At 63.2% G+C, this 21167-nt stretch carries 19 protein-coding genes and 2 pseudogenes; 16 read left to right on the plus strand and 5 right to left on the minus strand.

The features are described 5' to 3' along the window. The first annotated feature begins 1 nt into the window (after nt 1). The 8 genes and pseudogenes from dapF (at nt 2) to B0E50_RS04520 (ending at nt 6399) form a co-directional block, all read left to right on the plus strand. The gene (dapF, locus tag B0E50_RS04490) at nt 2-850 is read left to right on the plus strand and encodes a diaminopimelate epimerase (protein ID WP_077439987.1); all 849 of its coding nucleotides are present in this window, start codon (nt 2-4) and stop codon (nt 848-850) included. A 94-nt stretch (nt 851-944) separates the two neighbouring features. Then, nucleotides 945-1631: a DUF484 family protein gene (locus tag B0E50_RS04495; RefSeq protein WP_077439988.1), complete on the plus strand. Its 687-nt coding sequence runs from the start codon at nt 945-947 to the stop codon at nt 1629-1631. A 6-nt stretch (nt 1632-1637) separates the two neighbouring features. Beyond that, nucleotides 1638-2522 carry a tyrosine recombinase XerC gene (gene xerC / locus B0E50_RS04500; RefSeq protein ID WP_077439989.1) on the plus strand — a complete coding sequence of 295 codons (885 nt, stop codon included), beginning with the start codon at nt 1638-1640 and terminating at the stop codon, nt 2520-2522. A gap of 173 nt (nt 2523-2695) precedes the next feature. Next, on the plus strand, nt 2696-2920 hold the full coding sequence (locus tag B0E50_RS18350) for a hypothetical protein (protein ID WP_254427179.1): 225 nt from the start codon (nt 2696-2698) through the stop codon (nt 2918-2920). Nucleotides 2921-3490: 570 nt separating this feature from the next. Further along, a pseudogene (locus tag B0E50_RS18355) lies at nt 3491-3544 on the plus strand (hypothetical protein); the annotation flags it as partial. 234 nt (nt 3545-3778) lie between these two features. Next, complete coding sequence (hslV, locus tag B0E50_RS04510; protein ID WP_077439990.1) at nt 3779-4315, plus strand: ATP-dependent protease subunit HslV; 537 nt, start codon at nt 3779-3781, stop codon at nt 4313-4315. A 78-nt stretch (nt 4316-4393) separates the two neighbouring features. After that, nucleotides 4394-5731: an ATP-dependent protease ATPase subunit HslU gene (gene hslU / locus B0E50_RS04515; protein WP_077439991.1), complete on the plus strand. Its 1338-nt coding sequence runs from the start codon at nt 4394-4396 to the stop codon at nt 5729-5731. Nucleotides 5732-5781: 50 nt separating this feature from the next. Then, complete coding sequence (locus B0E50_RS04520; RefSeq protein WP_077439992.1) at nt 5782-6399, plus strand: hypothetical protein; 618 nt, start codon at nt 5782-5784, stop codon at nt 6397-6399. A 38-nt stretch (nt 6400-6437) separates the two neighbouring features. On the opposite strand, the gene B0E50_RS04525 is transcribed toward B0E50_RS04520, so the two are convergent. Continuing rightward, entirely contained in the window at nt 6438-7127 is a 690-nt protein-coding gene (locus B0E50_RS04525; protein ID WP_077439993.1) for a glutathione S-transferase N-terminal domain-containing protein, read from the minus strand. 181 nt (nt 7128-7308) lie between these two features. On the opposite strand from B0E50_RS04525, the gene B0E50_RS04530 reads away from it, so the two are divergent. Together B0E50_RS04530 and rbsK are read left to right on the plus strand one after the other, a co-directional pair. Then, the gene (locus B0E50_RS04530) at nt 7309-7752 is read left to right on the plus strand and encodes a hypothetical protein (protein WP_077439994.1); all 444 of its coding nucleotides are present in this window, start codon (nt 7309-7311) and stop codon (nt 7750-7752) included. 114 nt (nt 7753-7866) lie between these two features. After that, nucleotides 7867-8760, plus strand: coding sequence for a ribokinase (gene rbsK, locus B0E50_RS04535; RefSeq protein ID WP_077439995.1), 894 nt, complete (start codon nt 7867-7869; stop codon nt 8758-8760). Nucleotides 8761-8828: 68 nt separating this feature from the next. Here the strand turns inward: rbsK and mnmE are convergent, their stop codons facing one another. From mnmE to rpmH, 4 genes are all read right to left on the minus strand, one after another. Then, nucleotides 8829-10175 (minus strand): tRNA uridine-5-carboxymethylaminomethyl(34) synthesis GTPase MnmE, encoded by a 1347-nt coding sequence (mnmE, locus tag B0E50_RS04540; protein ID WP_077439996.1) that lies wholly within the window; start codon nt 10173-10175, stop codon nt 8829-8831. Nucleotides 10176-10256: 81 nt separating this feature from the next. Beyond that, complete coding sequence (gene yidC, locus B0E50_RS04545) at nt 10257-11990, minus strand: membrane protein insertase YidC (RefSeq protein ID WP_077439997.1); 1734 nt, start codon at nt 11988-11990, stop codon at nt 10257-10259. Between the two features lie 97 nt (nt 11991-12087). Continuing rightward, nucleotides 12088-12456 carry a ribonuclease P protein component gene (gene rnpA, locus B0E50_RS04550; protein WP_077439998.1) on the minus strand — a complete coding sequence of 123 codons (369 nt, stop codon included), beginning with the start codon at nt 12454-12456 and terminating at the stop codon, nt 12088-12090. Nucleotides 12457-12471: 15 nt separating this feature from the next. After that, on the minus strand, nt 12472-12606 hold the full coding sequence (gene rpmH, locus B0E50_RS04555; RefSeq protein ID WP_008211413.1) for a 50S ribosomal protein L34: 135 nt from the start codon (nt 12604-12606) through the stop codon (nt 12472-12474). A 191-nt stretch (nt 12607-12797) separates the two neighbouring features. On the opposite strand from rpmH, the gene dnaA reads away from it, so the two are divergent. From dnaA to B0E50_RS18255, 6 genes and pseudogenes are all read left to right on the plus strand, one after another. After that, a complete protein-coding gene (gene dnaA, locus B0E50_RS04560; RefSeq protein WP_077439999.1) occupies nt 12798-14132 on the plus strand; it encodes a chromosomal replication initiator protein DnaA in 1335 nt (444 codons plus the stop codon). A gap of 255 nt (nt 14133-14387) precedes the next feature. Next, complete coding sequence (dnaN, locus tag B0E50_RS04565; RefSeq protein WP_077440000.1) at nt 14388-15488, plus strand: DNA polymerase III subunit beta; 1101 nt, start codon at nt 14388-14390, stop codon at nt 15486-15488. Nucleotides 15489-15583: 95 nt separating this feature from the next. Then, nucleotides 15584-16663, plus strand: a complete 1080-nt coding sequence (gene recF, locus B0E50_RS04570; protein ID WP_077440001.1) for a DNA replication/repair protein RecF — start codon at nt 15584-15586, stop codon at nt 16661-16663. A 97-nt stretch (nt 16664-16760) separates the two neighbouring features. Continuing rightward, on the plus strand, nt 16761-19193 hold the full coding sequence (gene gyrB, locus B0E50_RS04575; RefSeq protein WP_077440002.1) for a DNA topoisomerase (ATP-hydrolyzing) subunit B: 2433 nt from the start codon (nt 16761-16763) through the stop codon (nt 19191-19193). 233 nt (nt 19194-19426) lie between these two features. Further along, nucleotides 19427-20710 (plus strand): tetratricopeptide repeat protein, encoded by a 1284-nt coding sequence (locus B0E50_RS04580; RefSeq protein WP_254427180.1) that lies wholly within the window; start codon nt 19427-19429, stop codon nt 20708-20710. Between the two features lie 202 nt (nt 20711-20912). Further along, nucleotides 20913-21167, plus strand: a pseudogene (locus B0E50_RS18255) (energy transducer TonB); the annotation flags it as partial.

Raw genomic sequence — 21167 nt, forward strand, 5'->3', positions numbered from 1 at the left:
CATGCAGCTGCGCTTCTCGAAAATGCACGGCATCGGCAATGACTTTGTCGTGCTGGATTGCCGGCAACACGAATTCCCGCTGGATGCCGTGCAGATCCGTGCCTTGGGCGATCGGCATACGGGCGTGGGTTTCGACCAGCTGCTGAGTGTGGAACCGGCACGCGATCCGTCCTGTGCGTTCTACTACGGCATCTGGAATGCCGACGGCTCGCCGTCGGGCCAGTGCGGCAACGGCGTGCGCTGCGTGGCGGCCTGGCTGCATCGCGCCGGTGCGCTGGCGATCGGCGAAAACGTCCGGATCGAAAGCCCGTCCGACCCGGTGATCGTGCGCCTGCTTGGCGCGCACGAAGTCACCGTGGACATGGGCGAGCCGATCTTCGAGCCGGCGCGGATTCCGTTCGAGGTCGCAGCGGCAGCGGATCGTTACGACATCCGTGTGGGCAACGAGACACTGGAAATCGGCGTGGTGTCGATGGGCAATCCGCACGCCGTCGTGGTACTGGACGATTTCCACGAGCCGCTGCGGATGCAGTCCGGCCCGCTGCTGTCCACGCACGAACGCTTCGCTCAGGGCGCCAATGCAGGTTTCGTCCAGCCACTCGATCGCACTCGTCTGCGCCTGCGCGTGCACGAACGCGGCGCCGGCTGGACCCTGGCCTGCGGTACCGGGGCCTGCGCGGCCATGGCGGTACTGCACCAGCGCGGCGAGGTCGACGACTCGGTAGCCGTCGAGCTGCCCGGTGGCACGCTGCGGATCGACTGGGCCGGCCCCGGTCACACGCTGTGGATGACCGGCGCGGCCACCTTCGCGTTCGAGGGCGAATGGCCGGTTCCCGCCGCCATGACCTGACCCACGGGTTGATGCGCGCCCGCGTCCATCGCACACTCCAGCGGCACGGCACGCCTTTCCCGCGTGCCCCGGAACGGTTCGAGGATACCCGCGCATGACCGCAACCCTGCTCGACGACGCCACCCAGGCCCGTGTGGTGGCCGCCTATCTGAAACGTCATCCGGAATTTCTCAGCGAATATCCTGAGCTGGCGGCGAAACTGACGATGCCGCGCGAGCAGGGCCCCGTGTCCTCGCTGGCGGTGTACCAGCTGCAGAGCCTGCGCGACAAGAACGCCGAGCTGGAACGCCGGCTGGCCGAACTGATCGAGATCGCCGCCGAGAACGAGAAGCTCATGGAGCGCGTGCATGCACTCACCGTCGCCCTGCTGCGCGCTAACACGATGGAGGTGACTGCGCGCACGGTGATGGCCAAGCTCAGCGCGGATTTCCACACCGAACAGGTGCGCCTGCTGCTGTTCGGCGACGAGCCGCAACTGCCGCGCGCCGAATGGCTGCAGCAGATCCCCGGGGGTGCCGACGCGCTGCCGGAGTTTGCCGACTTCCTGCAGCATGGCGAGCCGGTCTCCGGACGCCTGTCCAGTGAAAAGCTGACCCGGTTGTTCGGCCCCGGCGCCGGACAGATCCGCTCGGTGGCAATGATGCGGCTGGGCGATTCCGGCATCCTGGCGATCGGCAGCCACGACCCGGACCGCTTCCAGCCGGGCATGGGCACGCTGTTCCTGAAGATGATTTCCGCCACCATCACCGCCGCACTGGCGCGTGCGCGGGACATCTCCTGAGCCGCGATGACGCCTGACAGTCAGGTCGAGCACTGGCTGAGCCGCCTCACCGGCGAACGGCACGCCTCGCCGCATACCGTGGCCGGGTACCGTCGTGATCTGGCCAAGCTGCTGCGCTTCATGCAGGCGCAGCAACTGACCTCATTCGATGCGCTCGATGCGAACCGGATGCGCAACTTCATTGCCGGTGAGCACCGCGGCGGCCTGGCACCCAAAAGCCTGCAGCGGCTGCTGTCGTCCTGCCGCAGCCTGTTCCGCCAGCTCACCCGCGAAGGCCAGCTGGCCAGTGATCCGCTGCTTGGTGTGCGCGGCCCGAAAGTGCGTCGCAAGTTGCCGCAGGTACTTGATGTGGACGAAGCGGGCGCGCTGGTCGAGACCGACAGTGGCGGCAAGCTGGCCGTGCGCGATCGCGCCATGCTGGAGCTGTTCTATTCCAGCGGCCTGCGCCTGTCCGAACTGGTCGGGCTGCGCTGGGTCGACCTGGATCTCGATGGCGGCGAAGTGCGCGTACTTGGCAAGGGCAGCAAGACCCGCATCGTGCCGGTCGGTCGTCACGCGGTGGCCGCGCTGCGCGCACTCGGTGCGGAGCAGGGCATGCAGGTGGACAGCGCGGTCTTCCGCGGCCGCGGTGGTGCGCCGATCAATCCGCGCACGGTGCAGCTGCGCATGAAAACCCTCGCGCTGCAGCAAGGCATTCCGAAACACATCCATCCGCACCTGCTGCGACATACCTTCGCCAGCCACATGCTGGAATCCTCCGGCGACCTGCGCGCCGTGCAGGAACTGCTCGGCCACGCCGACATCGCCACCACGCAGATCTACACGCACCTGGATTTCCAGCATTTGGCCAAGGTCTACGACGCCGCACATCCACGCGCGCGACGCAAGTAGGTACGAAACTGCCATCCTCCGCTGAACGAACAAGCCTCGGGCAAGCTGCAATAAGCCGCCAGCAAAAAATCCGCCCGCGACAATGCGGCACGATACCCCTCCAAGTACCAGCGCCCGTGACCCTTCCGGAAATACCACTTTCCGTCACAGTCCCTGCTGTGATCGATCACGACGTGCGGCCGACACATCGGCATCCGCTGGGCATTGGTGAGCTGCCGCCGCGCGATATTTTCCGCATCCTGCTGCTGCGCCCCAATCATCGGCTTGGCAACACGCTGTTGCTGACCCCGCTACTGATCGAGCTGGAGCAGCGCTACCCCGGTGCCGAGATCGACTTGATCACCACTGCGAAGCCGCCGATGAAGTATTCGCCGGATTTCGCCAGGTTCGCCAGTTGACCCGTCGACCAGGCCACCGTCCCGTGCATCTGGTGCGCACCTTGCTGCGGCTGCGGCGCAACCGTTACGACCTGGCCATCGGCAGTACCCGCAGCTCGCGCTCTGGTCGGCTGTTGCTTTTCCTCAGCGGTGCCCGTCATCTGCTCGGGCTGCCCTCCAGCAAACGCGAACTGTGCGATGGCGGCTCAGCCTGGCAAGCCGCGCTGACCCATGCACCCAGCCACTTTTCGCTGGATGGTGTGTACGCGCTGCGTTGCGCGATGGGACTGCCTTTCATGGACCAGGAGCACACCTGGCCACCCATGCTCATTCACCTGCGCCCGGAAGAACAGGCCTGCGGCTGCCGCTTGCTGACCGACCTGCTCGGCCACGAACCGGAAGGTGATCGCCAGGTCATCGCGCTGTTCCCCAATGCCACCGGCAACAAACGCCTTTGCGGCGAATGGTGGCTGGCCCTGGTCGATGCCCTGCAGGCAGCTCACCCGCGGTTGAGCTTCATCGAGATGCTCCCCGCACACGGCCAGTCGCAACTGCAGCTGCCCCGCCTTCTATTCCAGCAACGTGCGCCGGATGGCGGCCTTGCTCGCGCAGTGCAGCGGCTACATCAGCGCCGACTGCGGCGTGATGCATCTGGCTTGCGCCACCGGTGTACCCACGCTGGGACTGTTCACGCCCGCTATCGCCCGCGCGGTCCGCGTGATGAGGCCTTGTGTCTGGCGGACCGCACGCCGGTCGAGGTGGCCACTGCTGCTGCGCCGTTCCTGCACGCCTTGCAACGCCGAGGCCGGCAGGGCATCGCTTGCAATCGGCGCGGCCGATCCATATCTAGTCAGCTCCTTCCCGGAGCAAGACACCACCATGGAATCTTTCCACGCCACCACCATCGTCTGCGTACGCCGCGAAGGCCGCGTCGTGATCGGCAGCGACGGCCAGGTCACGTTGGGCAACACGGTGATGAAGGGCAACGCACGCAAGGTGCGCCGACTGGGCAAAGCCGGTGACGTGGTGGCCGGCTTTGCCGGCGCCACCGCCGATGCATTCACCCTGTTCGAGCTGTTCGAGCAGAAGCTCGAAAAGCACAACAACAACCTCACCCGCGCCGCGGTGGAAATGGCCAAGGAGTGGCGCACCGACCGCCGCTTCGGGCGCCTCGAAGCCATGCTGGCCGTGGCCAACAAGGAGGCTTCGCTGCTGATCTCCGGCAATGGCGATGTGGTGGAGCCCGAGCACGGCCTGATCGCGATCGGTTCCGGCGGCCCGTTTGCTCAGTCCGCGGCGATGGCCTTGCTGGAAAACACCGAACTGGACGCACGCACGATCGTCGAAAAGGCGCTGAAGATCGCCGGCGACATCTGCATCTACACCAATCACAACGTGTCGATCGAAGAACTCTAGGCGCTACGCGCTACGGCTCGATCGCACACGCTTCGCGCACCTCAATGCGCTTCGTTCGCCCCCATCCCCGGTGACTTCATGTCCGAATTGACTCCCCGCGAAATCGTCAATGAACTCGACCGCTACATCATCGGCCAGCATGACGCCAAGCGCGCCGTGGCGGTAGCGCTGCGCAGCCGCTGGCGGCGCATGCAGCTCTCGCCCGAGATGCGCAACGAGATCACCCCGAAGAACATCCTCATGATCGGTCCCACCGGCGTCGGCAAGACCGAAATCGCGCGCCGCCTTGCCACGCTGGCGAATGCGCCATTCGTGAAGGTCGAAGCGACCAAGTTCACCGAGGTCGGTTACGTCGGCAAGGACGTCGAGTCGATCATCCGCGACCTCGCCGACGTGGCCTACAAGCTGACCCGCGAACATGCGATCAAGCGCGTACGCACACAGGCGGAAGACCGCGCCGAGGATCGCATCCTCGACGCCCTACTGCCGCGTCGGCAGGCGCCGGCCGATTGGAGCCATGACGCTGCCACCCCTGCGATTGACAGCGACACCCGCCAGAAGCTGCGCAAGCAGCTGCGCGAGGGCTCGCTGGACGAACGCGAGATCGAGCTGGATTTCGCCATGAACGTGGGCGTGGAGATCATGTCGCCGCCCGGCATGGAGGAAATGGGGTCACAACTGCGCCAGATGTTCCAGAACCTGGGCGGTGCCAAGACCCAGCAGAGGAAACTCGCGATCAAGCTGGCGCGGCCGCTGCTGATCGACGAGGAGGCTGGAAAGCTGCTCAACGACGAGGAAATCCGCGCACAGGCGATGGAGGCGGCCGAACAGAACGGCATCGTGTTCATCGACGAGATCGACAAGGTCGCCCAGCGCAGTGATCACGGCCATGCCGGGGTCAGTCGCGAAGGCGTGCAACGCGACCTGCTGCCACTGGTCGAGGGTTCCACCGTCTCCACCAAATATGGTCCGATCAAGACCGACCACATGCTGTTCATCGCCTCCGGCGCGTTCTCCCTGGCCAAGCCATCGGACCTGATTCCCGAGCTGCAGGGTCGCCTGCCGATCCGCGTCGAGCTGTCCGCACTGAGCGTGGACGACTTCAAGCGCATCCTGCGCGAACCGCACAATGCCCTGACCAAGCAATACGTGGCCCTGCTCGGCACCGAGGGGGTGACGATCGAGTTCACCGACTCGGGCATCGACCGGCTGGCCGAGGTGGCCTTCCAGGTGAACGAGCGCACCGAGAACATCGGCGCACGCCGGCTGCACACCGTGATGGAGCGCCTGCTGGAGAAAATCTCCTACGAAGCCGCAGACAAGTCCGGCGAAAACTACAAGATCGACGCCGAACATGTGGATAAAAGCCTTGGAAGCCTCGTTCAAAACGAAGATCTCAGCCGCTACATTCTCTAGTCTCATGAAGCTCTAACAAGCCGACTACCCCAATCTGTTAAAATAGGCTCGTGAGCAACATCATTGAACTGAAAAACACCGGCCAGCGCGCCCAGCTGCGTGAAGCGCAACAGACCCAGACGCTGGTGCGGCTGTGGCGCGAAGACCTCGAGCACGGCAGCTTCTGCGGTTACGTAGGCGGCGTCGGGCGCGAGTTCTTTCTGCTCTGGGTGGTTGGCGACGGCATCACCTACGACGGCATGTATGTGATGCGCCATCGCGACGTCTCCGAGCTGGAGTCGCCGGACAAGCACCACGTGTTCTTCGAGAAGGCACTCGCGCTGAAACACATTCTGCCGCGACCGCCACGTGGCTTTCCGCTGGACAACATCCGCGAAGTGATCCAGGCCGCCGGTGCGCAGGCACCCGTGATCGGTGTGCATGTGGACAGCGAGGACGAAGCCGAGGTCTGCTACATCGGCCGGCTGGTCAGCGTCGAGGAAGACGGGTTCCACATGCAGGAACTCAGTCCGGACGCCGAGTGGATGCGCGAAGCCTCGTTCTTCAGTTGGGACGAAGTTTCCACTGTCAGCATCGAGGATAGCTACGCACAGTCGCTGCTGGCCGTGGCTGGCCCGGCACCGGCGCTTGAGCCAGGCAGCCAGGAATCGGTCACTCGCATCGAGTAGCCCTTGGCGCGGGTTTCCCACGCCATCCGTGCCTCCATCTATTTCTGTCCGAACAGAATTTTGCGCGCCGCTTCGTCCGTGCGCAGGTCGGTCTGTTCCTTGATTGTCTCGCCCAGGGCATAGGCACGCTGCGTCGCCGGACGCGCGCGAATGTCTTCGAACCAGCGCTTGAGGTGGGGAAACTCCTCCAGCGTCATGCCTTGCGCCTCGTATGGAACTATCCACGGATAGGCCGCCATGTCGGCAATCGTGTAGTCCTTGCCGGCGATGAAGGTACGGCCGTCCAGACGTCTATCCAGTACGCCGTACAGGCGATGCGTCTCGTTGACATAGCGGTCGATCGCATACGGGATCTTCTCCGGCGCATAGCGATTGAAATGGTGATTCTGGCCCAGCATCGGACCGAGCCCACCCACCTGCCAGAACAGCCATTCCAGAACGACGTAGCGCTCGCGTGTAGAAATAGGCATGAACTGGCCGGTCTTGTCCGCCAGGTACTGCAGGATCGCGCCGGACTCGAAAATGCTCAGCGCATCGCCACCACCCAGTGGGTCGGTATCGACGATCGCCGGCATCTTGTTGTTCGGCGAAATCTTCAGATACTCGGGCTTGAACTGGTCGCCCTTGCCGATGTTGACTGGTTTGATCTCGTAGGGCAGGCCGGCTTCCTCGAGGAACATGCTGATCTTGTGGCCGTTGGGCGTGGGCCAGTAATGCAGTTCGATCATCGCTATCTCCTCGGGTGGGCGGCAACGGGTAATGGATCGGGGCGGCACTTCATGATTCAAGCGTCGATAGTCGGACTGCGCCTGGATCTGGCCACGGCACAAGCTCGGATGAGCTTCGTCAACGCTTGTGTCCTGTCTCGCGTTCCGTGTCTTGTTGCCCACTCACTCTGGAGATCTTGCGATGAAACCTGTTCTTCGCCTTGCGTTACTCGGCTTCGCTATCAGTGTCGCCTGCACGAATGCCGTCACGGCACAGCCATTCCAGAACAGCTCCGCTTCTACCGACGCGGCAACCACGAAGCCCTCGCACCAGGCACCTGATCCGCAACGCCAGATCACACGGCTCAGCCGCAAACTCCAGTTGACGCCAGCGCAGGCTGCCAAGATCGAGCCGATCCTGCAAAGCCGGCAACAGCAGATGCAGCAACTGCGCGCGGATAACACGCTGGCCCCACGCGACCGCCGCACGAAGATGCGCTCGATCATGCAGGACAGCGACACCCAGCTGCAGGCGGTGCTCAGCGACAGCCAGAAACAGCAATACCAGCAGATGCAGCAGCAGGCCATGCAACGCCGTCAGGACAAGCAGAGTCCGAGCGACAACGATTCCGGCAACAAACAGTAAGGCGACTCCGCGCACCTCCATCGAAGGGCCGGCTGATTGCCGGCCCTTCGTCTTTACTGCACGACGCAATCGCTTATGCTCGACCCTTTCTCGAAAAGATCGGCTTGGGATGTCATGACCCGTATCGTTGTCGTCGGTAGTATCAACATGGACCTGGTGACCCAGGCAGCGCGCTTTGTCGGTCCTGGCGAGACCATCCTCGGTGAACGCTTTCTCACCGTGCCCGGTGGCAAGGGCGCAAATCAAGCTGTGGCCGCGGCTCGGCTGGGCGCCGAAGTAGCGCTGGTCGGCGCCACCGGCAACGACGCCTTCGGTCGGCAACTGCGCCAGGGCCTGGCCGCCGAAAACATCGACCTCACCCACACCATCGCGCTCGACGATTGCGCCAGCGGTACCGCCTCGATCACCGTCGCCAACGGCGAGAACCAGATCATCGTGGTCCCCGCCGCGAATGCCCACGTGACCACGGCACAGATCGAACAGGCACAGGCACTGATCGCCCGGGCCGACGCGGTGTTGGTGCAAATGGAGATTCCGCTGGAAACCGTGGAAGCCACCTTGCGCCTCGGTCATCGACTCGGCGTGCCGGTGATCCTCAATCCCGCACCCGCACAGAAGCTGCCCACCGAGTGGTTGAAGCTCGCCCGTTACGTCACGCCGAATCAGCACGAACTGGCGATCCTGCTCGGTGCCGATCCGGCCGAAGATTTCCGTTTGTTGATGCAACACACTCCGTGCCCGGTCGTACTCACCCGTGGCGCCGAAGGGGCGTGGTACCGCGAGGAAGGTGATCCGCTGCCTCAGCCAGGCTTCAAGGTCGACGTGGTCGACAGCACCGGCGCCGGCGACACCTTCAACGCCGCGCTCGCCGTTTTTCTGCATGAAGGCCTGCCGCGGTCGGTGCGCAAAGCCTGCGCTGCGGCCGCCTTGTCGGTCGGCAAACTTGGCGCACAGGGCGGTATGCCTGAGTTGCGTGAAGTGGAAGCCTTGCTCACCCGGACCGGCTGACGATTTCCAGCGCCTGATCGCGTGTCATTGTCCATCGATGGACTGCGCACAATAAGATCATCCTATGCTCACTTGCCGATGCAGAACGAGCCGAAGATCGCGCCCAGCAAGTCATCGCTGCTGTAGCTGCCGGTGATTTCGCCGAGCGCGTGCTGCGCGTGGCGCAATTCCTCGGCGGCAAGTTCGCCGGCACGGCTGTGGGCCAGCACGCCGGCGGCATGGTCGAGGTGCGCATGCACCTGTTCGAGCGCCTGCACGTGGCGACGACGCGCACTGAACGCACCCTCGCCACTGCCGGCACCAGCCAGCTGCTTGAGGCGATCGCGCAGAGCATCGAGACCCACGCCGGTTTTCGCAGAGGCCCATAGCCAGTGCATGCCTTCGCACTGCTTGTGGTGAGGCGGCACTCGGTCCAGGTCGATTTTGTTGATCACCACGATACGTTCGACACCTACAGGCACGGTGTCGAACAACGCCAGGTCATCGGCAAAGCCGACCTGAGTGGTGACCAGCAACGCCACATCGGCGCGCTGCAGTTCGCCATGCGCGCGGCGCACGCCTTCGCGCTCGACTTCGTCGTCGGTCTCGCGCAAGCCGGCGGTGTCGGCCAGTTCCAGCGCGATGCCGTCGAGGCTGAGGCTTTCGCGCAGCACGTCGCGAGTGGTGCCGGCGATCGGGGTGACGATCGCGCGGTCGCTGCCAGCGAGGGCATTCAGCAGGCTGGACTTGCCGGCGTTGGGACGGCCGATGATTGCCACGCGCAGGCCGTCGTTGAGGCGCAGGCCGCGTTGGGCCTCGTGCAGCAGCTCGGCCAGTTCCGCACGTACCGCTTCGAGCTGGCGGGTGATCGCCAGGTCGGCAAGGAAGTCGATCTCTTCTTCGGGGAAGTCGATCGCTGCCTCGATATGCACACGCAGTGCGATCAGTGCTTGCAGCAGTGCCTCGACCTTGCGCGAAAACACACCTTCCATCGACTGCAATGCAGCGCGCGCACCGGCCTGCGAGCGCGCGGCGATCAGGTCGGCGATGGCCTCGGCCTGGGCCAGGTCGAGCTTGCCGTTGAGGAAAGCGCGCTCGGTGAATTCGCCCGGCCGCGCCAGTCGTGCACCGAGCTCGCACACGCGACGCAGCAGCAGGTCGAGCAACACGGCGCTGCCGTGGCCCTGCAGTTCCAGCACGTGCTCGCCGGTATACGAGGCAGGGGCAGGGAAGTGCAACAGCAGACCGCGATCGATCAGCGCACCGCTGGTATCACGGAATGCAGCGAAATGTGCATGGCGTGGCTGTGGCAGGCGGCCGAGCAGGGTCTGCGCGATCGCCGGCACCAGCGGGCCGGACACGCGCACCACGCCGACACCAGCCGCGCCAGGCGCGCTGGCAATCGCGGCAATCGTCTCGGTGGTGTGGTCGGACATGATGGGGAAGACTCTAAACGAAGTCAGCCGCGCCGGTGACCCGTGCGCGGCTGATGAGGCGTTGCCAGGACACGCGAAGGCTCAGCCCGCCTTGGCGGTTTCCTCGCGATCGACGTGATGGGTGACCCACCACTGTTGGCCCAGACCAACCAGGCCGTTGACTGCGTAATACAGGCACAGGCCGGCGGGGAAGAATGCGAACATCACCGTGAACAGCAGTGGCATGACCTTCATCATCTTGGCCTGGGCCGGATCCATGCCCGCAGCGGCCGGATTCAGCCATTGCGTGCCCAGCATCACCAGCGCGTAGATGATCGGCAGGATGTAGAGCGGGTCGTGCGCGCTCAGATCCGGGATCCACAGGAACGGCGCATGGCGCAGTTCCAGGCTGTAGGTCAGTACGTAATACAGGCCATAGAACACCGGCATGGTGATCAGCACCGGCAGGCAGCCGCCCATCGGGTTGACCTTCTCCTTCTTGTACAGCTCCATGGTGGCTTGCTGCATCTTCTGCTTGTCGTCGCCGTAACGCTCCTTGAGCGCCTGGATACGCGGTGCCAGCTTGCGCATCTTGGCGCTGGACTTGTATTGCACCGCCGTCAGCTTCCAGGTCAGGCCCTTGATCAGCAGCACCAGCAGGATGATCGCCACGCCCCAGTTGTGCGCGATGCCATCCAGGAAGGACAACACTTCGTGCATCGGCACGGCAATCAGCTTGAACATGCCGTAGTCGATGGTCAGATCCAGCCCTGGCGCGATTGCGTCCAGCGTGCCCTGCACGTTCGGGCCGAGGTACAGGCGCGCAGCACTGGTAGTGCTCTGCCCTGGCGCCACGCTCAACGAGGGGCCGACCGCTCGAATCAGGTAGCGCGGCTGCGCACTGTCGGGGTTGATCGTCTCGGTGACGTAGTGAACGGTCTGGTCGGCCGGCGGGATCCACGCGGCGAAGAAGTACAGCCGCAGCATGGCCGCCCAACCACCCTTGATCTGGCTGTCGAGCTGATCCTTCGGTTCCTTGAAATCCTTGAACAACAACTTCTGGAACTTCTCGCCGGTATACCAGGCGGCACCCTGGAAACTGCGCGACTCCGGGTGGGACATATTGGTCAGCCAGTTGCCAACCGCCACCGGCGCAACCCGCAGCAGCTGCTGGTAGGCATTGCCGGTCCATGGCTGGCTGCCGCCGTTGTCGATGCGCTGGCTCAGGCCGATCACGTAGCTGCCGCGCTTGAAGCTGTAGGTCTTGGTAACCTTGAGGCCGGCCGCGTCCTGCCAGGTCAGATCGACATTCAGCTCGTTCTGCCCCTCGGCCATCGTATACGTGGTCTTTGCGCTCTCGAACACGGCCTGATGGTTCGGCTGATCCTGCGCCGCGGTATCGCTGCTGCTGACCAGGCCGTTCTGCGCCACGAAGTAGTTCGCCGGATCGTTGTCCAGCAGCACGGTCGGGGCGGGATTGGGATCCTTGCGGGTCCGCGGTGCATTCGGGTACGCCAGCAGATCCGCATGCACCACGCTGCCACCGCGGGTGTCCACGGTCAGCTGCAGCAAATCGGTGGTGATGCTGATCAGCTGTACCGGGGCCTGCCCGACGGCAGCGTCATTGCCGATGGCGCCGACCTTGCCGGATGCTGCGCTGGCCGACGGGATGGCGCCTGGCACGCTACCGTCCGCTGACGACGGGATGCCCGCGCTGGAAGATGCGCTGGCGACCGCAGCCTGCGGCGGCGGGGCGTAGTCCTTCTCCCAGGCCTGAAACAGCAGGTAAGCCACGGCCAGCAGGGCGAACATGAGGAAGGTGCGCGTTTGATTCATCGCGTAGCAGATCCGGGTAACGCCACGACACTTGAACGCCGCGGAGGGCAAAAGAGGAAAGGGTAACGCCCGATTGTGGCGGCGGCGTCCGCCCGCTTCAATGGCTGGATGGCTCGGGCCGGTTCACCAGCAGCTTTTTCCACAGCCCGTCGAGCTCGGCGAGCAATTGCGGACCGGGTACGCCGGCTGCCTGCTCGCGCGCCATCACCATCAGGTCGATCGCCGGCAACTGGTGCTGGATGCGTCGGAACGATTCGCGCAGCAGTCGCTTGATGCGATTGCGCTCCACCGCGCGCTTGGAAACACGCTTGGAAATCGCCAGTCCGAGCCGAGCATGCCCCAGTTCGTTCACGCGATAACGCAAATGAAAACAGCGGCCGCCTGCGCGTCCGCTGCTTGTCCGCAAGGCGGCGAAATCACCAGGCCGACGTAACCGCGCCTCGCGCGGCAACCCGGCGGTTGGCATGTTCGCTAGCCTGGTTTACGGAATCAGGCGCTTGCGACCCTTGGCGCGACGCGCGTTCAGGATCTTGCGACCATCGGCCGTGGCCATACGGGCACGGAAACCGTGCGTGCGTGCGCGCTTGAGCTTGCTGGGCTGGAAGGTCCGCTTCATGGCATTACTCCGAAGGGAATGTGGATAAAAAGGTTGGAAAGTATGTCGGGTATCCGCCACTGCTGTCAAATGGCGCTTGACCGTGCCCTGTGGATACCCGTGTGGATATCTTGCAGTGAGCAGGCGGATGCAGCTGCTAGACTTGTCCATTCCCAGCGCGCAAGCGCCAAGCTAAGTGGCTGATTTTATCCATGAGTGATCTGTGGCGGCGCTGCCTTGAGCGTCTGGAAGGCGATTTAAGTGCCGAAGACCTGCATACCTGGCTGATGCCGTTGCAGGCGCGCGAGGATGTCGACGGCCTGCAGCTGTTTGCGCCGAATTCCTACACGCTGGATACTGTGCGCGAGCGCTACCTGTTGCAGATCGAAACCGTGCTGCTGCATCTGACCGGGCAGTCCTGGCCGGTACGGCTGGACGTAGGCTCCAGCTCGGCCCGGCCCGTGCCGATAGCCAAACCGGCCGCCGCGTCGCGGGCCACGCCGGAACAGCCGGCAGCACCGGCTTTTACCCACAATCTGGACCCGCACTACACCTTCGAGACCTTCGTCGAGGGCAAGTCCAACCAGCTCGGCAAGGCCGCCGCGATCCAGGTAGCGACGAATCCGGGCCGGGCCTACAACCCGCTGCTGCTCTACGGCGGCACTGGCTTGGGCAAGACCCATTTGATGCACGCCGCGGGCAACCTGATGCGTGAGCGCAATCCGAACTGCAAGGTGCTCTACCTGCGCTCGGAACAGTTCGTCGGCTCGATGATCGAAGCCTTGCGCACCAAGAGCATGGACGAGTTCAAGCGCCGCTTCCGTTCGGTTGATGCGCTGCTGATCGACGACATCCAGTTCTTCGCCGGCAAGGACACCACGCAGGAAGAGTTCTTCCACACCTTCAACGCGCTGTTCGAATCCAAGCAGCAGATCATCCTCACCTGCGATCGCTATCCGAAGGAAGTGGACAAGCTGGAGCCGCGGCTGAAATCGCGACTGGGCTGGGGCCTGAGCGTGGCGATCGAGCCACCGGACTTCGAGACGCGCGCAGCGATCCTGCTGGCCAAGGCCCACGAAAAAGGTGTAGCGGTGGACGAAAACGTGGCGATGCTGCTGGCCAAGCGCATCCGCTCCAACGTGCGCGATCTCGAGGGTGCCCTGAACACGCTGGCGGCACGCGCGAATTTCTACGGCAAGCCGATCACCACCGATTTCGCCGAGGAAACCCTGCGTGACCTGCTCGCCACGCATGCCCAGGCGATCACGATCCCGAACATCCAGAAGATCACCGCCGAGTACTTCAACGTGCGGCTGCAGGATCTGCTGTCCAAGCGACGCGTACGTTCGCTGGCCCGACCGCGCCAGATCGCGATGACGCTGTCGAAGGAGCTCACCGAGCACAGCCTGCCGGAGATCGGCGAGGCATTCGGTGGTCGTGACCACACCACCGTGATGCACGCCTGCAAGACGATCCGCAAGTTTGTCGAAACCGACCCACGCATGCGCCAGGACTGGGAACAGTTGATCCGCACGTTGACCGGCTGAGTCGGTTTTCCGTGCACCCGCGCAAAATTTATGGATAACCGGGGGTCGAAGCTGTGGATAATGGGTGGATGGATTCGCCTCTGAAGTTATCCACAAATAGCCCACCGTCAGGCAGCAACTTCGAGCACAGCCTAGTTTTCATCCAACATGCTGATTTTTAAAGAAATAGTGAAGAAAAAAAGTTACCCACAGCGCCTACTACAACCACTAAACTTCTTTTAAAGACAAAACAGCAACAGAAGGGGAAGCCAAACCATGCAATTCAGCATCCAACGAGAAGCGCTGCTAAAGCCACTGCAACAAGTGGTCGGTGTCGTCGAACGACGCCAGACGCTGCCCGTATTGGCCAACCTTTTGGTGAAGGTCGCCAACAACCGACTCTCCCTGACTGGCACCGATCTGGAAGTCGAGATGGTGGCCACGGCGGATGCCGAGAAACTGGCTGATGGCGAGATCACCATTCCCGCGCGCAAGCTGTTCGACATCGTTCGTGCACTGCCGGATGGCGCCAGGATCGACCTGAAGCTCAACAGCGATCGCGTGGCGCTCAATGCCGGCCGCAGCCGTTTCACGCTGACTACCTTGCCAGCCAGCGAATTCCCCACCATCGATGAAATCGAACTGGTGGAAAAGGTCAGCCTGCCCGAAGAGGCGTTGCGTGATTTGATGGAGCGCACCGCGTTCGCGATGGCGAATCAGGATGTCCGCTATTACCTCAACGGCATGCTGCTGGACCTGCAGGAACATACCTTGCGCTGTGTGGCCACCGACGGTCATCGCTTGGCGATGAAGGAAACCCAGCTGCAGAGCTCGGTAACCACGCGGCGGCAGATCATCATTCCGCGCAAGGGCGTCAACGAACTGATTGGCTTGCTGGAAAACGGCGACGGCCAGGTGGAACTGGAGTTCGGCCGCAACCATCTGCGTGTACGCCGTGGCGATGTGGTTTTTACCTCCAAACTGATTGACGGTCGTTTCCCGGATTACGAAGCAGTCATCCCCCTCGGTGCCGACAAGAACGCCACGCTCGACCGCGAGGTACTGCGCGGCGCCCTGCAACGCGCCGCGATTCTCTCCAACGAGAAATACCGCGGTGTGCGCCTGGAACTGTCGCCTGGCAAGCTGCGCATCGTGGCGCACAATCCCGAGCAGGAAGAGGCTGTCGAGGAAGTCGAGGCGGACACCCATGTGTCGGATCTGGCCGTGGGCTTCAACGTGGGCTACCTGCTCGATGCCCTGGCCGCGCTGAGGGGCGACAAGGCGCGGCTAAGCCTGCGCGATGCACAATCCAGCTGCCTGGTGCAGGAGCACGACAACGAGCATTCGCGCCACGTCATCATGCCGTTGCGGCTCTGACATCCAACGCATGGCGTTTACTGATTACGACAAAACCAGGCAACGCCGAGGATGCCGAGAGGCTCCTCGGCGTTCTTGTTTGTGGACGTACCGCCATGCGGTTTGAGCAGCTGCGTATACGCGGTTTGCGTTGCTTGGCCGATGTCAGCCCCGTGCTTGATCCGGCCATCAATGTGTTCGTGGGTGCAAACGGTGCCGGCAAGACCAGCGTGCTGGAAGCCGCTTTCCTGCTTTCGCATGCGCGTTCGTTTCGCAGCGGGGCACGCGAGGCCTTGCTGCAACGTGGTTCGCCGCAAATGTCGGTATTCGCCGAACTGTGCCACGCGGACGACCGCACTTGTCGACTGGGCTTGGGGCGCGACGGAGTCCGCTGGGAAGCAAAGGTGAACGGCGAAGGGGTTACGATCGGACAACTGGTGCATGAATGCGCCGTGGTTTGTTTCGAGCCGGGATCACATGCGTTGATCGCGGGTGCAGCCGAGGAACGCCGCCGCTATCTCGACTGGGGCGTGTTCCACGTGGAACAGGATTTTCTGTCCAGCTGGCGCCGCTATCAACGCGCGCTGAAACAGCGCAACAGCCTGCTGCGTTCGACAACGACATCTGCGGACGAGCTGTTCGCGCCCTGGGAAGCCGAACTGACGCAATGCGCTCACCAGATCGATCGGCAACGTCGAGCCTATCTGGATCTGCTCCGCCCGAAGTTGGTGGCCAGCATCGCCGGATTGCTGCCGGAGCTTGGTGAGCTGGATCTTCGTTATCGCCGTGGCTGGTCCGAGGATCTGGATCTGGCGCAACAGTTGCGCGAACAACGGGGCAGGGATCTGGCGCGGGGACATACCACACTCGGCGCGCATCGGGCCGACTGGACGATTGGGTTTGAACAGGCACCTCTGCGCGAACACCTTTCGCGTGGCCAGGAAAAACTCACCGCGCTGGCCTGCATGCTGGCGCAGGCCGAGTTGTATGCGGAACGCCGCGGCGAGTGGCCAGTCGTATGTCTGGACGATCTGGCTTCCGAGCTCGATCAGGCCCATCAGGCGGCTGTGGTGGCCCAACTGAGCGGGGCGCAGGCGCAGGTATTGCTGACCGGAACCGAGCTACCGCAGGCCTTGCAAGGGCTGCCTTCGCGCGTGTTCCACGTGGAACAGGGCCAGCTGACGCGCCTGCTATAATCGGAAGGTTGCATCATTCAAAGATTGCATAACCCTTTGCCCGGCCTATCACGGCGCCGCGTCGGGCGGGTCGCTGGCGCCAGGAAACGGTCAACGCATGAACGACTCCCTCGACGAATCCCATTACGACTCAAGCAACATCAAGGTACTGAAGGGTCTGGAAGCGGTCCGCAAACGCCCAGGCATGTACATCGGCGATACCGATGACGGTACGGGCTTGCACCACATGGTGTTCGAGGTCGTCGACAACGCGATCGATGAGGCGCTGGCCGGCTATTGCGACACGGTGATCGTCACCATCCTCGATGATGGTTCGGTCAGCGTCAGCGACAACGGCCGCGGCATTCCGGTCGACACCCATCCGGAAGAGGGCCGTTCCACCGCCGAAGTGGTGATGACGGTGCTGCATGCCGGCGGCAAGTTCGACGCGAATTCGTACAAGGTCTCCGGCGGCCTGCACGGTGTGGGTGTGTCGGTGGTGAACGCGCTGAGCGATCACCTGTGGCTGACGATCTATCGCGACGGTTTCGAGCATCTGCAGGAATATTCGCTCGGTGAGCCGCTGTATCCGCTCAAGGTGGTCGGTCCATCGAGCAAGCGCGGCACCCTGGTGCGCTTCCTGCCCAGCCCGGCCACGTTCACCAGCAACATCGAATTCCATTACGACATCCTGGCCAAGCGCCTGCGCGAGCTGGCCTTCCTCAATTCCGGCGTCACCATCGATCTGCATGACGAGCGGGGCGAGGGCCGGCATGACACGTTCGCCTATGAGGGCGGCATCCGTTCGTTCGTGCAGCATCTGGCGCAGCTGAAGACCGCGTTGCACCCGAACGTGATCAGTCTGACCGCAGAGCAGGACGGGATTACGGTGGAAGTAGCGATGCAATGGACCGACTCCTACCAGGAATCGATGTACTGCTTCACCAACAACATCCCGCAGCGTGACGGCGGCACCCATCTCACCGGTTTTCGCGCCGCGCTGACCCGTTCGCTGCAGAGCTACATCGAGAAGTCCGGACTGGCCAAGAACGCCAAGGTCACCCCGTCCGGCGACGACATGCGCGAAGGCATGATCGCGGTGCTGTCGGTCAAGGTGCCCGATCCGAAGTTCTCCTCGCAGACCAAGGACAAGCTTGTCTCGTCCGAGGTGAAGACGGTGGTCGAGCAAGTCGTCTACGAGAAGCTCGGCGATTTCCTGCTGGAACATCCGAACGAAGCGAAGGCGATCGCCTCCAAGGTGGTCGATGCCGCGCGTGCCCGCGAGGCCGCGCGCAAGGCGCGCGAGATGACCCGCCGCAAGGGCGCGCTGGACATCGCCGGCTTGCCGGGCAAGCTGGCCGATTGCCAGGAGAAGGACCCGGCGCTGTGCGAACTGTTCCTGGTCGAGGGTGATTCCGCCGGTGGCTCCGCGAAGCAGGGCCGCAACCGCAAGACCCAGGCCGTGCTGCCGCTTAAGGGCAAGATCCTCAACGTCGAGAAGGCACGTTTCGACCGCATGCTGGCCTCGGCCGAGGTCGGCACGCTGATCACCGCGCTCGGCACCGGCATTGGCAAGGACGAGTACAACCCCGACAAGCTGCGCTACCACCGCATCATCCTGATGACCGATGCGGACGTCGACGGCTCGCATATCCGCACCTTGCTGCTGACGTTTTTCTACCGCCAGATGCCCGAGCTGATCGAACGCGGCCACATCTACATCGGCCTGCCGCCGCTGTACAAGGTGAAGCAGGGCAAGCAGGAGTTGTACATCAAGGACGACACCGCGCTGAACGATTACCTGATCTCCAGCGCGGTCGACAATGCGGCGCTGACGTACAGCCCCGACGCGCCGCCGATCACCGGCGAGGCGCTGGAAAAACTGTTGCGCGGCTACCAGCAGGCGCAGGATCAGATCGCCAAGCTGTCGCATCGCTTCGACGTCAGCATGCTGACCGCCTTGCTCGAGCACACGCCGCTGGAACCAGCCTTGTGGGCCGAGCCGGCTGCGATGCAGGCGTGGCTGCAACAGGCCCAGCAGCGGCTGGCCGCCAGCGGCTTGGGCAAGCCCACCTACAAGCTGTCGCTGCGTCCAGCCCACGCCGAGCAGTTGGCCGCCATCGAGGTGGTCCGCGAACAGCACGGGCTCAGCCACACCTGGTTCCTGCCGCAGCCATTCTTCAGCAGCAACGAGTTCCGGCCGATCCTCAGCATCAGCCAGCAGATCGCCGGCCTGATCCAGCCTGAGGCCGTAGTGCGTCGGGGCAACGCTTCGCGCGGCGTGCTCGGTTTCGTCGATGCACGCAACTGGCTGCTGGACGAGGCCAAGAAGGGCCGCAGTATCCAGCGCTTCAAGGGCCTGGGTGAAATGAATCCGGAGCAGCTGTGGGAAACCACGGTCAACCCGGAAACCCGTCGTATGTTGCAGGTCGGCATCGAGGATGCGATCGCCGCCGATCAGATGTTCTCGATGCTGATGGGCGAGGCGGTCGAGCCGCGTCGCGATTTCATCGAGGCGAACGCGCTGAAGGTGGCAAATCTGGATATCTGACCTCTGCGGTTGGCGTGAGCGGTGCATCGGCCATGGCGCCGTATTGCCGGATATCGCGGCAGGGATTGCCGCGAGTGCGCCTCAAAGATGCGGATTCGACCAGCAACACCACCCAAGTAATTGATTTTTAACAATCTTTCATGCGGCAGTGCGACTTGTTATGCCTGCCCGCTCGGGTTACGCTCCGTAATCCCCCGCGTCACTGGCGACGCGCACACGAGATGAGGATGACCATGAAGCATGTCCGTGGGTTGACGATGCTGGCGAGCGCAGCCCTGCTGCTGACACTGGCAAGCAGTCCGGCGCTGGCCAGTGACACGTCCAAGACCAAGCAGGAAGTGCAGTACCCCAACGCGACCCGCGTGGCACCGAAACTCGATCTGACCAGCGAAAAAGAGCAGAAGCAGCTCAACGCGGGTCTGGATGCGGTCAGCGCCGGCGACAAGGCCAAGGCCGAGCAGACGCTGCAGCCGCTGGTCGACGGCAGCAAGAGCAAGTACGCCCAGGCACTCGCGCTGCAGGGTCTGGCCACGATCAAGTACAACGACGGCGACCTCAAGAATGCCATCGCCTTGCTGCAGCGTTCACTGGCCATTGGCGTGATGCCGAACGACACCTACTTCCAGCTGGAGTACATGCTGGCGCAGTTCCAGCTGGCCGACGAGCAATACCAGCCAGCGCTGGACACGGTGACCAAGTGGCGCGCCGAGGGCAAGAAGGAAACCGCCAACTCCTATGCGCTCGAAGGCAATGCCGATTACCGCCTGGGCAAGTATCCCGAGGCGATTGCCGCGATCAAGAAGGCGCAGTCGTTGACCGACAAGCCGGAGGCCAGCTGGAATCAGATCCTGATGGCCAGCTATTCGGAGTCCGGCCAGGGTGATCAGGCGGCGAAGGTGGCCGAGGACAATTACGCCGCCAATCCGAAAGACCCGGACGCACTCAACAATGCTGTCGCGGTGCTGATGCAGGCGCAGAAGAATCCCGAAGCGATCCAGCTGATGGAAAAGGCGCGTGCCAACGGCGCGCTCAACGAAACCAATTACGTGAACCTGGCCAAGCTGTATCTGATCTCGGCGCAGTCCGGCAATGATCCCAAGCCGAACGCGACCAAGGCCTCGCAGGTACTTGAGGAAGGTATGGGCAAGGGCGTGGTCACCTCCAGTGCGGACAATGAAATGCTGCTGGGGCAGGCCTACGAGATGGCGGACAACACCAGCAAGGCGCTCGACACCTACAGCAAGGCTGCGTCGACCGCCACCGACGGCGAAGCTGCCCTGCGCGCCGGACAACTGCTGCTGACCGAAAACAAATACAGTCAGGCCAAGAGCATGCTGCAGCAGAGCCTTGACAAGGGTGTAAAGCGCAAGGGGCCCGCGTACATGCTGCTGGCCGAAAGCGAGATCGGCCTGAAGGACAAGGCGGCTGCGATTGCGGCACTGAAGCAGGCCGAACAGCAGCCGGAAACTGCCGACAGGGCAAGGGCCAGGCTGAAACAGATCGGTGCCGGCAAATAAAGCCGGATCGCGAATGCGCGAGGCAGATGGACGTCCATCCAATGCCTCGCGGGTGCTATACAAAAGACATGTGCTGTTGTACCGTTGAAACCTTTCCCTGCGTCTCCTCAGCGGCGAGTTCCGTCAAGGCATCAACAGACGGATTCGAGTTACGCCCTGTGGCAACGTTCTCTTCCGATTGATCAGCTCCAGACAGTGACAGATGGCCTCAAGTAACGAAGAAATCGGGCGCGAGCCGTTTAGCTGGAAACGCACTTGGGCCTTGGCAGTGGCCATCGGGCTGCATGCGTTTGCGTTTCTGTTGCTGGTGGCGCCGATGGCTCCGCCGCACCAGAACCACAAAGATAAGGAACACGTCGTCCAGGTGACCTTCCAGGAACCGCCGCCGCCGCCGCCGCCGCCGCCGCCGCCGCCGCCGGAACCGCCGAAGCAGCCGCCGCCGAAGATCATCCAGCAG

The organism is Rhodanobacter sp. C01 (assembly GCF_002001045.1).
Lineage (GTDB): Bacteria > Pseudomonadota > Gammaproteobacteria > Xanthomonadales > Rhodanobacteraceae > Rhodanobacter.